The sequence below is a fragment of the Vibrio sp. R11-SG3-ISO3-SZ genome (genome assembly GCF_059834345.1).
This window is the reverse complement of sequence record NZ_JCBDGX010000037.1, coordinates 13455-28692: the sequence shown is the minus strand read 5'-3', so window position 1 is coordinate 28692 and position 15238 is coordinate 13455. Positions and strand designations below refer to the sequence as shown.

At 50.5% G+C, this 15238-nt stretch carries 13 protein-coding genes; 4 read left to right on the top strand and 9 right to left on the bottom strand.

Annotation, left to right across the window (positions count from 1 at the left end; all coding sequences use genetic code 11):
* The 7 genes from AC6R1O_RS05095 to AC6R1O_RS05065 form a co-directional block, all read right to left on the bottom strand.
* On the bottom strand, positions 1-217 hold a 217-nt coding region (locus AC6R1O_RS05095), incomplete at its 3' end, for a tryptophan synthase subunit alpha (protein WP_500656590.1).
* Positions 217-1407, bottom strand: coding sequence for a tryptophan synthase subunit beta (gene trpB / locus AC6R1O_RS05090; RefSeq protein WP_500656589.1), 1191 nt, complete (start codon positions 1405-1407; stop codon positions 217-219). The genes AC6R1O_RS05095 and trpB, both read right to left, overlap by 1 nt.
* Before the next feature lie 40 nt (positions 1408-1447).
* Positions 1448-2887, bottom strand: a complete 1440-nt coding sequence (trpCF, locus tag AC6R1O_RS05085; protein ID WP_500656588.1) for a bifunctional indole-3-glycerol-phosphate synthase TrpC/phosphoribosylanthranilate isomerase TrpF — start codon at positions 2885-2887, stop codon at positions 1448-1450.
* Positions 2888-2899: 12 nt separating this feature from the next.
* Positions 2900-3898: an anthranilate phosphoribosyltransferase gene (gene trpD, locus AC6R1O_RS05080; RefSeq protein WP_334552441.1), complete on the bottom strand. Its 999-nt coding sequence runs from the start codon at positions 3896-3898 to the stop codon at positions 2900-2902.
* A 16-nt stretch (positions 3899-3914) separates the two neighbouring features.
* Entirely contained in the window at positions 3915-4505 is a 591-nt protein-coding gene (locus tag AC6R1O_RS05075) for an aminodeoxychorismate/anthranilate synthase component II (RefSeq protein ID WP_500656587.1), read from the bottom strand.
* 4 nt (positions 4506-4509) lie between these two features.
* Positions 4510-6072: an anthranilate synthase component 1 gene (locus tag AC6R1O_RS05070; protein ID WP_500656586.1), complete on the bottom strand. Its 1563-nt coding sequence runs from the start codon at positions 6070-6072 to the stop codon at positions 4510-4512.
* 165 nt (positions 6073-6237) lie between these two features.
* Complete coding sequence (locus AC6R1O_RS05065; protein WP_500630401.1) at positions 6238-6402, bottom strand: hypothetical protein; 165 nt, start codon at positions 6400-6402, stop codon at positions 6238-6240.
* Between the two features lie 126 nt (positions 6403-6528).
* Here AC6R1O_RS05065 and rnm point away from each other — a divergent pair, with 126 nt between their 5' ends.
* From rnm to AC6R1O_RS05045, 4 genes are all read left to right on the top strand, one after another.
* A complete protein-coding gene (gene rnm, locus AC6R1O_RS05060; protein WP_500656585.1) occupies positions 6529-7392 on the top strand; it encodes an RNase RNM in 864 nt (287 codons plus the stop codon).
* A gap of 45 nt (positions 7393-7437) precedes the next feature.
* Entirely contained in the window at positions 7438-8058 is a 621-nt protein-coding gene (locus AC6R1O_RS05055; RefSeq protein WP_334552436.1) for an L-threonylcarbamoyladenylate synthase, read from the top strand.
* Positions 8059-8166: 108 nt separating this feature from the next.
* Positions 8167-9111, top strand: a complete 945-nt coding sequence (gene rluB / locus AC6R1O_RS05050; RefSeq protein WP_500627567.1) for a 23S rRNA pseudouridine(2605) synthase RluB — start codon at positions 8167-8169, stop codon at positions 9109-9111.
* Positions 9112-9392: 281 nt separating this feature from the next.
* A complete protein-coding gene (locus tag AC6R1O_RS05045; RefSeq protein ID WP_500656584.1) occupies positions 9393-11666 on the top strand; it encodes a bifunctional diguanylate cyclase/phosphodiesterase in 2274 nt (757 codons plus the stop codon).
* A gap of 60 nt (positions 11667-11726) precedes the next feature.
* Here the strand turns inward: AC6R1O_RS05045 and cydC are convergent, their stop codons facing one another.
* Together cydC and cydD are read right to left on the bottom strand one after the other, a co-directional pair.
* A complete protein-coding gene (gene cydC / locus AC6R1O_RS05040; protein ID WP_500656583.1) occupies positions 11727-13448 on the bottom strand; it encodes a heme ABC transporter ATP-binding protein/permease CydC in 1722 nt (573 codons plus the stop codon).
* Positions 13441-15228, bottom strand: coding sequence for a heme ABC transporter permease/ATP-binding protein CydD (cydD, locus tag AC6R1O_RS05035; RefSeq protein WP_500630406.1), 1788 nt, complete (start codon positions 15226-15228; stop codon positions 13441-13443). The genes cydC and cydD overlap by 8 nt, the downstream gene beginning before the upstream one ends.
* Positions 15229-15238 lie beyond the last annotated feature (10 nt).

Below are 15238 nucleotides of genomic sequence, written 5' to 3'. Positions count from 1 at the left end.
CAAGGGCACGAATGTTGGCCCCTTGAATGGTCGGGCCATCGGCCAGCGGATCTGAAAACGGAAAGCCAAGCTCTAGTGCATCCGCACCTGATTCGACAAGGGTCTGCATAATGCGCAGGGATTGCTCAGGGTTTGGATCACAGACTGTGACGAAGGGGACAAATGCGCCTTGGTTACGTTCAGCGAGTCGCGCAAACATGTTTTGATAACGGCTCATTAGATCACTCCTTTTTCTTCTAATAGGGCGTGCACAGTGAAAATGTCTTTATCCCCACGACCGGATAGGTTGACGACCAACAACTGTTCTTTTTCTGGATTTTCTCGCGCCATTCGCAGCGCATGAGCGAGGGCATGCGAGGACTCGAGCGCAGGAATGATACCTTCATTACGAGCGAGTTCTTGGAAAGCTTCAAGGGCTTCGTCGTCAGTGACGTTGTCGTACTCCGCTCGGCCAATCGCATTGAGGTGCGCGTGCTGAGGACCAACCGATGGGAAATCCAAGCCAGCCGATACTGAGTAGGACTCTTCGACTTGTCCGTGCTCGTCTTGCATCAGAGGCGCTTTCATGCCAAAGAAAATACCGGTTTTACCGTGTTTGAGCGGTGCGCCGTGTTGGTCCGTATCGATGCCTTTGCCTGCGGGTTCCACACCGATGAGGCGAACGCTCTCTTCTTCAATAAAATCTGCAAACATGCCGATGGCGTTTGAACCGCCGCCTACACAGGCAATCACGGCATCAGGCAAGCGCCCTTCGCGGGCAAGAATCTGGTTCTTGGTCTCTTCGCCAATAATGCGCTGGAATTCACGTACAATGGTCGGGAAGGGGTGCGGGCCTGCCGCCGTACCCAAGAGGTAATGCGCGGTTTCGTAAGAGCCCGACCAGTCACGCAGCGCTTCATTACACGCATCTTTCAATGTCGATGAACCAGAATGGACGGGAATCACCTCTGCGCCCATCAATTTCATGCGAAACACGTTTGGGCTTTGACGTTCGACATCTTTGGCCCCCATGTAGACGCGACATTTAAGGCCAAGTAGTGCGCAAGCTAACGCGGTGGCGACCCCATGTTGACCCGCGCCTGTTTCGGCGATGATCTCGTCTTTACCCATGCGTTTAGCGAGCAGAGCTTGACCTAACACTTGGTTGGTTTTATGCGCGCCGCCGTGAAGTAAATCTTCACGTTTCAGGTACAGCTTTGTCTTGGTACCTTTGGTGAGGTTGCGCGTCAAGGTGAGTGCGGTTGGGCGTCCTGCGTACTCTTGCAGCAGAGACATAAACTCACTGCGAAAGTCATCATCCTGCTGCGCGTCAATAAAGGCTTGCTCAAGTTGTTCAAGTGCAGGGACTAGGATTTGAGGGACATATTGACCGCCATATTCACCAAAGTAGGCGTCGAGTTTTGCCATGATGTAATTCCTATCTATGTTGTCGCGATTGCTCGCGCAATCAGTAATGTCTAATGGCTGCAAACGCTTGTTGCAACTTCTCTTGATCTTTTTTACCCGGCTCGCTTTCAACCCCTGAATTGAGATCCAATCCGAGGCAGCCCTGTGAGGCCGCTTTTTGGGCGTTAAATGGGGTGATTCCACCGGCGAGCATGATGCGCTCAGGGTTGTCAATCAGTGACCAGTTGAACACAAGGCCGGTGCCGCCTGTCTGGCTGCCCACCTTGTTGTCCAACAGATGACGATCCACTCCTTTAGCGATAAGCGTCGGGAGCGAGTCTTTAATACCGTAAGCTTTCCAAATCTCAACCCTTTCTGGCAGTGCGGCTTTAAGTTCGCTCACATAGCCCTCATCTTCATCACCATGTAACTGCACCGCATTCAAACCGAGAGATTGTACGCGCTCAGCGACGCTATCAAGCGGCTGGTTTTGAAACACGCCAACATAGCGCAAAGGCGCGCCGCTCATGGTTAATCGTGCAGTTTCAAGGTCGACATAACGTGGAGACGCTTCGACAAAAATCAGCCCGCCAAACACGGCGCCAGCTTGATACGCTTTGGCGGCATCATCAGGGTGAGTGAGGCCACACACCTTGTTTTCACCTAGGGTGACTTTGCGCACCGCCAGCTCAAGATCTTCTTCAGCCATTAAAGAACTGCCAATCAAAAAGCCATCGGCGTAGTGGGCCAGATCACGGACTTGCTGGTGGGTATAAATGCCTGATTCCGAGATGATAATGGCGTCTGGCGCAAGTTCGCGCAGCGTCGGCGCCAGTGCTTTCGTGCGACTAAGATCGGTGCTCAGGTCGCGCAAGTTACGGTTATTGATGCCAATGACACGGGCGCCCAAGTGAACGGCGCGGTGCAACTCTTCTTCGTTGCTCACCTCGGTCAAAACGCCCATGTTGAGGCTATGAGCCGCCGACTCTAACGTTTTGTATTGCTCATCATTAAGTACCGAGAGCATCAGCAGAACCGCATCCGCGCTGTAATGGCGAGCTAAGTAGACTTGGTAGCTGTCGACCATAAAGTCTTTACACAACACGGGTTGTCTCACTTGGCGGCGCACTTGAGGCAGAAAATCGAAGCTGCCTTGGAAGTATTTCTCATCGGTCAGTACCGAGATAGCATTGGCATGCTTGTCGTAGACAGAGGCGATGTAGTCCAGATTGAAATCATCGCGGATCAGCCCTTTCGATGGTGAGGCCTTTTTGCATTCGGTAATGAACACCGTCTGTTCACTGCTTAACGCGTCATAAAAGCTACGGTCAGAAGGCTCGAGTGCTGACTGAAATGTGCTCAGAGGCTCGGCGACTTTGCGCTCTGCGACCCACTGGTACTTATCACGTACGATCTTAGCCAGCACTTCCGCCATTTGTGCTTCTTGCTGTGAGACGTGTTCGGAGAGTTGCTCCGTTGAAGGTGTGTTGACGTCAGTCATGGTCTCTATTCCTTAAGCATGGGCGGCAAGACGTTGAACAAGCTCAAACGCTTTACCGGAATTCATTGCCTCGATGGCTTGTTGAGTGTTGGCTTTGAGATCGTCGTGGCCAAATAAGCGCATCAACAACGCAACGTTTGCCGCGACCGCCCCGAGTTGCGCCTCTGTGCCTTTCCCGGTGAGCATATCGGTAATGATGGCTTGGTTTTCTTGTGGTGAGCCACCTTTGATCGCCTCTAGCGGGTGTTCACCTAAGCCAAAATCCGCAGGAGTGAGGGTGTATTCGATGATTTGCCCCTCTTTGATCTCAGCCACCGTTGTCGGGCCATGAATGGCTACTTCATCCAAGCCACTGCCGTGCACCACGGCCGCGCGCTTCATTCCCATTTGTAACATGGTTTCAGCGATAGGACGAACCAGTTCTTCACTGTATACCCCCATCAATTCGATGTTAGGGCGGGCAGGGTTAATCAGTGGGCCTAAAATGTTAAAGATGGTGCGAGTTTTCATCGTTTGGCGCACCGGCATCGCATGACGAACGCCGCCGTGATATTGCGGCGCGAACAGAAAGGCGACGCCAAGTTCATCCACCGCTTTACGGGTCTCTTCTGCGCTCATCGCGAGATTTATTCCAAACGAGTCGAGTAAATCTGATGAGCCAGATTTGCTCGATACGCTGCGGTTGCCGTGTTTGGCCACTTTTAGCCCACACGCGGCGGCGACGAATGCTGCGGTGGTCGATATATTGATGGTGTCGTGACCGTCGCCACCGGTGCCGACAATGTCGGCAAAATCGTAATCTGGACGTGGGAACGGATTGGCGTTCGCCAACAGAGCTTTGGCCGCACCAGCAATCTCATCGGGTGTTTCCCCTTTGATTTTCAGTGCCGTTAGCGCTGCGGCCATTAAGATCGGATCCAGTTCGCCACGGATAATGACATCGAACAGCTGTTGGCTTTCAGCTTGCGTCAGTGAGATTTGGTCATACAGTTTGTTGATGATGGCTTCCATTGTGCTTCTCCAATTCTTATCCGTGTTGTTTCTCAAGTGCCCAGTCAATCGCGTTGGCGAGCAGTGTGGCGCCATAAGTCGTCATAATCGACTCTGGGTGGAACTGGAATCCACACACTTTATCCTCTTCTTGAACCACTGACATCACTAAGCCATCCACTTCTGCCGTGACCGTTAACGTCTCAGGCACCTTAGTGGCCACTAAAGAGTGGTAACGAGCGATGGCGAGCGGTGACGGTAAGTTTGCGTAGGTCGCGTGCTTTTGATGTGACATCATGGAGACCTTGCCATGAACGATCTCTCCCGCACCTTCCACCACGCCACCATAGGCTTCAACAATCGCTTGGTGGCCAAGGCAAATGCCGATCATCGGTACTTGGCCTTTTAGGCGTGTAATCAGTTCTGGCATTGAGCCTGCTTCGGACGGCGCCCCCGGGCCAGGTGACAGCAACACCACTGGGTTGTCGAGTTGATGAACGGCTTGCTCAATCACCTCGGCCGCAATGTGGTTGCGATAAATTTTGACGGAGTGACCTAGTGAGCGAAATTGGTCGACCAAGTTGTAGGTAAAGGAGTCGAAGTTATCAATAAATACGATGTTCGCCATGAGATTACTCCTTATGGGCCGCTTGAATAGCGGCAATTACCGCCTGTGCTTTGCCACGGGTTTCGTCGGCTTCAGCTTGTGGGTCAGAATCAAACACCACACCAGCCCCCGCTTGGACTTGTGCAATACCATTCTCAACGTAGGCCGAGCGAATAACGATACAGGTATCGAGTGTCCCTTCGCCAGTTAGGTAGCCGACGGCACCGCCATAGCTGCCGCGCCTGGCGCCTTCGACATCGCGAATCAATTGCATAGCGCGAATTTTAGGCGCGCCAGTGAGGGTGCCCATGTTCATGCACGCTTGGTAGGCATGCAGCGCATCAAGGTCGCTGCGCAGTTGGCCCACCACGCGTGACACGAGGTGCATCACGTGGCTGTAACGGTCCACTTTGAGGAGATCGGCGACGTGGCGTGTCCCCGCTGCACTGATGCGAGCGACATCGTTGCGCGCCAGATCCACCAACATCATGTGCTCGGCGTTCTCTTTTTTGTCTGTGCGCAGCTCCAGTTCAATTCGGCTATCGAGGTCAAAGTCAATCTCGCCGTTTGCACGCTTACCGCGACGGCGGGTGCCGGCAATAGGGTAAATCTCGACCTGGTTGGTGTGGGTTTCGTATTTCAATGCACTTTCAGGTGAGGCGCCAAACAAAGTGAAGAGTTCATCTTGCATGTAGAACATGTAAGGGCTTGGGTTGCTCTCTTTGAGTGCCTTGTATGCCGCCAGTGGAGAAGGGCAGGGTAAGGTAAATCGTCGCGACGGCACCACTTGAAACACATCACCCTTAACGACGTACTCTTTAAGATCGCGTACGGTCTGACAGAAATCATCATCGCTGACGCTTGGTACGGCATCGACTTGAGCCAATTTTTTTGCCTCAGGCAAAGGTTTTAGTGCTTGGCACTGAGTTTTGATTGCCTCGAGACGAGCGCGCAGCGTCGGCGCTTCACTCTCGTTGGCAAATAGGGTCGCTTGAAGTTCGCAGCTTTCGCGTTGGTGGTCGACAACCAACAGAGTTTCAGCCACATAGAAGACGTAGTCAGGACATTGGTTGGCTTGGGTTGCATCACCGAGTGGCTCAAAATTGGCGACCAAGTCATAGGCAAATAAACCGCCAAGAAACAGCGCGTGCTGATCGTGCGCTTTGAGATCGAAGCTATGTTGGATCAAACGTAACGCATCGAACGACGATGCTTCGCGCAGACGAGAGTCCTCATCGAGTGTGTCGCACGGCGCCTCAAAATGCAGCGTCAGCGTGGTTGGGGTCGCTTGGTGTTGAATCGTGTCACGAATATTGTGGCGAAGATGGTTAAGTAGGTGCTCGCCGTTGGCTGTGAGAGCAGTTAAGGTAACACTGTGGCCCATACAGACGATGCGCACTGCCGAGTCAACAATCAGCAAGCTTTTCAGGTTTTGCTTCGAGTCGATTTCTGCCGATTCAAGCAGCAGGCTATCTGTTTTGTTCTCACACAAGGTGTGGAAAAGCTGCGTCGGGTCTTTGGCATACGGCGCACTGTCTTGAATGATATCAAGTTGACCTAGCTTTTTAATTTCAATGGCCTTGTTCACAAGACCTCCTTATTCATTCTTATATCCTGGTGCCATAGTGGCATAAAGCATCGGTTTACCCAATCGAGATTTGGCGAAAAATGCCTACTCTTTAAACACTTAAACCAGAATTGTAAACAACAAAAAGCCCGCGTTGGAGCGGGCTATGACACGATGAAGAATCGATTACTTACGTGCAACTGCCCACTTAGCCTGTAGCCAAGTGCGCCACCACACCATAAGGTGTGTTGCAAACGTGGTTGGCAAACAAAAAATCGTATCCACCAGAACGCGAATCGCATCGGTAGCGATCACTTTCACATTCTGATTTAGGTTAATTTCTTGTAACATAGTGTGCCTTGACTAAAAAATAGTGCGCCTTAACGTTTTGCCGGTTAGCGAGCTAACTCAACGACTCTGAATTTGTGTACCAGTTAACTAGTGCAAAGATAAAAAGTCAACCAAAAAAATGAAAATATGAGAATTGATTTACACAGCCATACCACTGCCTCAGACGGTCGACTCAGCGTCACTGAACTGATCGACCGAGCGCTAGGCTTTAACATTAACGTATTGGCGATCACTGACCACGATACGGTTGAAGCGCTCGCACCTGCCCGCGCCTACATCAAAGAGCAAGCGCTACCCATTACCTTAATCAATGGAATCGAGATCTCTACCGTATGGCAGAACAAAGACATTCATATTGTCGGGTTGAATATTGATCCTGATGCCTCGTCACTAACCCAGTTGATTGAGCAGCAACAGCAGCACCGTGTCGGTCGAGCGCAGCTCATTGCGCAGCGTTTAGAAAAAGCGACCCGCGAAGGCATATTTGAAGACGTGAGTGCCATCGCGGGCGACGCGCCCATCACTCGCGCGCATTTTGCCAAGTGGTTAGTGGATAATGGTTTTGCGAAGACGATGCAACAGGTGTTTAAAAAATATCTAACACGCGGTAATCCCGGCTACGTGCCGCCCAGTTGGTGCTCAATGTCTGAGGCGGTAGAGGCCATTCACGCCGCGGGTGGTCAAGCGGTACTCGCTCACCCCGGTCGCTATGACTTAACCGCCAAATGGCTAAAACGTTTGTTGGCGGCATTTGTGGAAGCCAACGGTGATGCGATGGAAGTGGCTCAGCCACAACAAAGCCAACAAGAAAGACGCAATTTGGCCGATTATGCTATACAATACAAACTATTAGCTTCCCAAGGCAGCGACTTCCATTATCCTTCTCCTTGGATGGAACTGGGGCGCAATCTATGGCTGCCTTCTGGCGTCGAACCAGTATGGAAAGAGTGGGGCTTATCGCTCACTGATGACCTTACTGGCCAAGACTAAACATGATGTGTTATAGAGTCGCGAGGCTCGATATTGAGGATTATTATGAGCCAGTTTTTTTATGTTCACCCAGAAAACCCGCAAGCACGCTTGATTACCCAAGCGGTCGCCATCATTCGTAACGGCGGGGTTGTGGTTTACCCTACCGATTCTGGTTATGCGCTTGGCTGCCAACTTGAAAACAAACAGGCACTTGAGCGTATATGTCAAATTCGTCGTTTGGACGAGAAGCACAACTTTACACTACTGTGTCGAGATCTCTCTGAGTTGTCACTCTATGCTCGAGTGGATAACACCGCCTTTCGCTTGTTGAAAAACAATACGCCAGGTCCGTACACCTTTATCTTCAAAGGCACGAAAGAAGTCCCACGCCGTTTGATGAACGCAAAGCGAAAAACCATCGGTATCCGTGTCCCTGATAATCGCATTGCTCTGGATTTACTCGAAGCGTTAGGCGAGCCTTTGATGTCGACCTCGCTTATCTTGCCGGGCAACCAGCACACTGAGTCAGACCCGGAAGACATTCGTGATAAGTTAGAGCATGCAGTGGATGTGATCCTCAACGGTGGATACCTAGGCGAACAGCCCACCACAGTGGTCGATTTTAGTGATGGTGACCCAGTCATCGCGCGCATTGGCGCAGGAGATCCGCAGCCGTTTGAGTGATCAAAAAAACGTGATCTTTGGCAAGGATTTTGAGATAATATGCGGCCGCGATTTTTGGGTCGCACTTTTTTATTTCGACGTCTGTGAAGACGACACATAGGTAAATCAATGAACGAAAAATTACAGAAAGTTTTAGCACGAGCTGGTCACGGATCGCGACGCGAGTTAGAAGCTTTAATCAAAGCTGGCCGCGTGAGCGTCAATGGCGTTGTCGCTAAACTTGGTGAGCGACTAGAAGATGAGAACGCCATCGTTCGTATCGACGGCCACACTGTCAACGCTAAAGCGCAAGAAGAAGTGATTTGTCGCGTACTAGCGTACTACAAGCCGGAAGGCGAATTGTGTACTCGTCATGACCCTGAAGGTCGTCGCACTGTATTTGACCGTTTGCCTAAGATCCGTGGTTCACGTTGGATCTCAGTAGGGCGTCTGGATGCCAACACCTCGGGTCTGCTGTTGTTTACCACCGATGGTGAGCTCGCCAACCGTCTGATGCACCCAAGCCGTCAAGTGGAACGTGAGTACCTTGTACGAGTCTTCGGTGAAGTGAACGAAGACAAAGTGAAAAACTTGGTTCGTGGTGTTCAACTCGAAGACGGTTTAGCCCGTTTTGAGGATGTGGTTTACGCGGGTGGTGAAGGTATGAACCACACCTTCTATGTGGTGATCAACGAAGGTCGAAACCGCGAAGTTCGTCGTTTGTGGGAGTCTCAGGACTGTACCGTTAGCCGCCTGAAACGTGTGCGCTATGGTGATATCTTCCTCGACAAAAAACTGCCTCGTGGCGGTTGGATGGAACTGGATCTCAAAGAAGTGAACTACCTGCGTGAATTGGTGGAGCTTCGTCCTGAAAAAGAAACCATGTTGGATGAGAACAAAGCCAACACCTCACGCAAACGTGAGCGCTCACGCAGCCAGAAGATTCGTCGTGCCGTGAAACGTCATGAAGAGCGCGTCAACAGTGGCGGTGGTCGTAGTAACAACCCTGCACGCCGTAAGCCACGCAAAGGCGCAACCGAGCAGTCACCTCGTAAAAATACCCGTCAGCGTTGATACCACAGGTGTTAATGTGTAGGTATCACTGATACATCTATTGATTGATGCCATTGTTCAATTTGTGAAAGCAGCCGAGTTAGGCTGCTTTTTTTTCATCAATTTATAACTAACCTTAACTTTAGAGTGAAAACTGATACTTATCTCAATTGTGATGGGTGAAGAGAGACAAAGAATCGTATAGTGTGTTTGATCTATTTTAGGTCGGTGAGCTATGACGCTTTACACTATCCTTAAACAGAACGGAAATAGAGCCGCGGCTTGTCAGGGATCTTAGACGTATGGCATTGATTAAAAAAAATATTTGGTTAGCGTTTTATTTTATTCTGGCTCTATGGTCAGTGATAAGCGCGATCGCTGCCTATATGTCGTACCAAGACTCCTATGAAGATATCACTCAATCGCAAGTTAATCTCACTCGTTTGACCGCGCACGCATTCAAGTCATCCCTCACCCAGTACCAAACCATCATAAATATTGTCGGCAGTGAATTATCACGATTGGATTTTGAGCACGATCTCGACCATATCAATGCTGTGCTCGATGATACCACCGGGATTGAAAAAACCATTTTAGCGCTGGCGCTGTTTGATGTAGAGGGCTATCCGCTGACGAGTTCGCCGCGGATGGTGGATGGGCACACCAACTATCTGCGCGATAATCCTGAAACCAAATTGACCTTCGAGAAAACCCTCGCAAGTGACGAAGCGGTGATCGGGCGTACCTATTTTCACAAAGACATTGGCGAGCTTATTATCCCTTTTCGCAAAGCCATTCGTGACGAAAAAGGTGTGCCTAAGTTTGTCTTGTCTATTTCTATCTCACTCAAAGGTGGCTTTGAGTACTTCTTGACTAATAAAACAAAAATGGAAATTCACAGCTTTGATACCTTCTTATTTCGTGAAAATGATCGTTACTTCCAGATTGCGCCAATGGAGCGCATTTACGATCCGCAAGTGTATCTATATCAAGTACCACAAGAGGAGATCGATCGCAGTATACAACGTTTAGAAGTTATGACGGGGATGACGTTTGAAGAGATAAAACAAAGCAACAATGTTTATATTAACGAATTGATCTCTCCATCAAGGCAATCATACGCTGCCAGTACTTACATCAACAAATACGATCTTTGGATAACTACTGAAGTGAAAAAGAGCGTCATAATGGCACGATTTGTTGAGAAATTGCCTAATCTTATCGCTCTCTATGTGGTGGCAGTGAGTGTGATGTTTTTCCTATTTCGTAATATTGCGCTTAGTGAACAGCGCAAGCAACAAGAGCTTGCTCACCAAGCGAACCTTGACTATTTAACCGGTATTGCCAATCGCTATAGTCTCGAGCGTTATTTATCGGGGTTGGATAAGCACGCTCGCTACAGTTTGCTGTGTATCAATGTCGACAGTTTTAAATTGGTTAATGACAACTTTGGTAATCCCGCGGGAGATGCGGTGCTGAAAAACATCGCTAATCGCTTGGTCGCCAGTGTCGGTGAAAAGCACGCGGTGTTTCGCTCTGGCAGTGACGAATTTGTTGTGGTGGCTCATACGTTAGACAGAGAAGCACTCGATGCCACTATTGATCTTTGCCGAAGCTGTTTTACCCAGGCGTTCCTCTATCGTGACTACGAGATTGTGTTAAGTTGCAGCATCAGCGTCGCCTCATCCGGTCAAGACGATGTTGATGCAGAAGCGGTTAAGCGCAACGCTGAACTGGCGATGTCACACGCTAAACAGACACGCAACGGGATTGTGTTTTACCAGCCGCGCTTTCTCACTGAGCACCTAGATAAGAGTAAAATCGAACTCGAACTCAAACGAGCGATTGAGCGCGATGAGATTTATATGATGTATCAGCCGCAATTTACCTCAAGTAAAACGCTTAAGGGGGTAGAGGCGTTAGTACGTTGGGAGCACCCTGAACTGGGTTTTGTACCACCGGATAAATTCATTCCTGTGGCTGAAAACTGTGGCTATATGAACGAGCTCGGTGAGTTTATCGTGCGCCGCACGTTAGCCGAGCTCTCTGAGCTGTTTGAGGCTTTGCAGGTGGAGCTTGATGTCGCGATCAATGTTTCCGTTAAGCAGTTTCAAAGTATGCAATTTATTCCAATGTTGGAACAGGCGGTTGAGGAGCGACGCTTTAACAAACAGCGGTTGATTGTTGAGATCACGGAGAGCGTCTTAGCCGACGATTTTGAGCGCATTTGTGCCTTGCTCAATGCCCTAAAAGCCGAGCAGATACGTGTCTCATTGGATGATTTTGGTACCGGTTACTCTTCGCTGAGTGTTCTTAAACACTTCCCCATTGACGAAGTCAAAATCGATAAGAGTTTTGTCTCAGATATGTTGGTAAGTGAGTCCTCTTATTCTATGCTGGCTGGCGTGTTAGGCATGGTGCAAAAATTGGGGATGGAAACGGTCGCTGAAGGGATTGAATCAGAAGAGGAAGCGGGGGTGTTGAGGCGTCTCGGTTGTGATGTCTTCCAAGGTTATCACTTTGCCCGCCCGATGAAATTAGAGGCACTTCGCCGCTTTATCCTCGACAACCGATAAGCTACTTCGCAGCACATCTAAAACACAACGGCAGCTTGTGCTGCCGTTGTGACTGATGGTTTAGAGCGTTTGAGTCAACTGATAATAACGACCTTGTTGTTCGAGCAATGAGGCGTGGCTGCCATATTCGACCACTTGACCTTGCTCAACCAGACAAATGGCGTCCATCTTATCTAAATGAACCAGTCTGTGGGTGATAAACAGGACGGTTTTGCCGACAAAGTGCTGCTCAAACAACGTCATGATCTGTTGTTCAGTTTGTTTGTCTAGCCCTTCCGTTGGTTCATCAAGCAGCAGAATCGGCGCATCATGCAGCAGCGCGCGGGCAATTCCGATGCGACGCTTTTCGCCGCCGGAGAGTTGTCTGCCCCCGTCCCCAAGCCAAATATCTAATCCTTGAATGTCGAGCAGTGCAGCGAGGCCAACTTTATCCAGGGTCGCGCTGAGCTCGGCATCATCGGCCTCTGGCTTAGCCATCAATAAGTTATCACGCAGAGAGCCGTTCAGTATGTCGACCCGTTGGCTGACCACACTAATAGCAGCTCGCAGCTGTGATTCACTCCACGCCGCTATTGGGCGCCCAGCGAGGCGTATCTCACCTTGATTGACATCCCAGTAGCGGTTGAGTAACTGAATCAAGGTCGATTTACCACTGCCGGTTTGGCCGACAATGGCGACACGATGTTGAGAAGGTATGGCAAGGGTAACGTCTTTAAGCACCCTCTGATGGCTATCAGGATAAGAGAAGCAGACCTGTTCATACTCGATGGAAAACTCGCCGTCATGAGCCACCTCTTGGTCAGGAAAGACCACATCCGGCTTAGACAAAATAATATCATTGAGACGTCTTGCTGAAGTGAGCGTTTGGCCTAAATGCTGGAAAGCCGCTGCAATTGGCATTAGAAGCTCAACACTGGCCATGGTGGCAAAGACCACCAACGCAATTTTAGGATCAGGCGACAAGCCGCCCACGCCGTCCGCCGCCAACCACAGCATTAAGACTAACGTCCAGCCATTGACCAGCAGTAACAGCGCTTGCGCTAACCCGGAAACATGAGCGTTGAGGCGCTGATTGGTAAGCAGTTTGTATTGGGCGTTGAGGATCGCGTCTCGGTAGCGCCGATTGGCGCCAAATAACGTCAGTTCGCTGTAGCCTTGCAGCCAGTCGAGCGTAGTAACGCGCAGATCCGCTTTATGTTGTGTCAAATCACGGCCATTGCGTTTGCCTAACTTATAGAACAAAACAGGCCAGGTGAACAAGACCACCAATAGAATGGCGCCTAGCGTTAACCCTAACTGCTGATCAAACCAAGCGACCAGCGCAGTGAGACCAAGGATACCGAGGGTACCAACGATCATTGGGCTGACTAAACGTAGGTAAACGTGATCCATCGCATCAATATCAGACACTAGGCGGTTGAGCAGATCGGCATCGCGCAAGTTTGACACTCGGCCCGGAATGAGCGGTGCGAGCTTGCTGAAGAAGAAAATACGCAGATCGGTGAGCAGTTTAAATGTGGCGTTGTGGCTGACCACGCGCTCACCCCAGCGTCCTGCGGTGCGTCCCATGGCAAATCCACGCACAAACGCCCCGGGTAACATGTAGTTGAAGGTTTCCCGTGCAATAGTCAATCCGGCCACGGCGGCGGCAGACAAAAACCAACCGGACAGTGTTAATAGGCCGATGGAGGCAAACAGAGTAAGCAGCGCCAGTAGCATACCGAGCGACAAGCCAAACGAATGCTTTTTATACAATTTGAGGTAGGGGGCTAATTCACGCATCCAGGTTCCCCTTATCGGTGTTTGTCATAGACATACTGGCGTCCAACATCTGCGCAAAGCGTCCTGGTTGATGGGCTAAGCTGGCGAAGTCCCCACATTGAATCAACTGACCTTTGTCCATCACTAAAATCTGATCCACATTCTTTAAGGGCGTGAGTTGGTGAGTGACCATCAAACAGGTTTTGTCTTTGATTTTTGCATCCAGACCTTGCATAACAAGACGCTCGCTACGTGCATCTAAGCTGGCGGTTGGCTCATCGAGGAGCCAAAATGCGCCGTCTTGAATCATAGCTCGCGCCAGGGCTAAGCGCTGCGCTTGACCGACGGACAAGCCACCGCTTCGGTCTGTCACGACATACTCTAACCCGTGATGTTCGACAAATTCTCGGCTGAAGGATTCATCAAGCGCGCTATCCAGCGCTTGTTGGCTCGGCTTGTTGACCCCAAGCGTGAGGTTGTCATAAATGCTGCCGTGCAGCAGCAGTGGGTTTTGTCCTACCCAACTAATCTGCTCGCGCCAGTGCGCCAAATCCAACTCACAGCGCTCAACGCCATTAATGGTTAAGCTGCCTTGGTAAGGGAGGAAGCCGAGTAGGGCGTTAATCAGGCTTGTTTTCCCCGCACCGCTAGGGCCGACGAGTGCGCAGGTTTCCCCTGCTTTTACTTCGAAACTGACAGGGCCGAGTAGCGCTGTACCTTGTGGAGAATAAACGCTTAACTCTGTGGCCTTAATGGTTATCTTGGCCGGTTCAGTCAACTTGCGATCGCCCGATTTTACCGAAGTGACATCGGTATTCAGAAACGCCACGATGCTTTCTGCAGCGCCAACGGCTTGTTGCTTGCCATGATAAAAAGTCCCTAAGTCACGCAGCGGTTGGTAAAACTCCGGGGCGAGAATTAACACAAATAGGCCAGAAAATAGGGTGACGCCCGCGCCGTAGTCACCGAAATTGAGCTCACCAATAAACGCGAAGCCGAAATACACCGCAGTGAGGGCGATAGAGATAGAGGTGAAAAACTCCAATACAGCCGAGGATAGAAACGCAATTTTCAACACGTCCATCGTGCGGGTACGAAACACTTCAGATGCGCCGCGCAGCGTGTCGGTTTCTGCGCGCGTGCGATCAAACAGTCGAATGGTGGTCATCGATTGTAAGCGGTCATAAAAATGGCCAGACAGACGTTGCAGCGCCTTGAAGTTTTTGCGGCTGGCATCCGCCGCTTTGATGCCCACTAAGGCCATAAACAGAGGCACAAGGGGGGCGGTGATCAGAAATATCAGCCCGGCTGCCCAGTTGACAGGGAAGACCACTACTAAGATAACAAGCGGTATCAACACGGAAAGGGCCATTTGCGGTAAGTAGCGAGCGAAAAAGTCGTGCATATCTTCGACTTGTTCCAGTAACAGCGTTGCCCACGCCCCAGCAGGCTTCCCTTTGATATACGCTGGGCCGAGTTCGTCGAGCTTGTCGAGAATCAATTGACGAATATAAACGCGAATCTGTTCGCCGCAGCGAAAGCCGGCGATCTCTCGTCCCCAAGCGCACAGCGCACGCACAACGACAGTGGCGGCGAGCCCTGCGAAATGGGGCATAAGTTCGGTTTTATCGACGTGTTCGATAATAAGAGCATGCAATATGTGAGCGAGGAGTGATGCACCAATCAGCAAAAATACGCTTGAGAGCACACCAAGGCCAACGGCAATCATCAACCAGCGCTTGGCTTGGCGACTTTGCTGCTTTAGCCATTGATTCAAGCTACGCTGTTTCTTTTTATCCATGGTAAAGGCT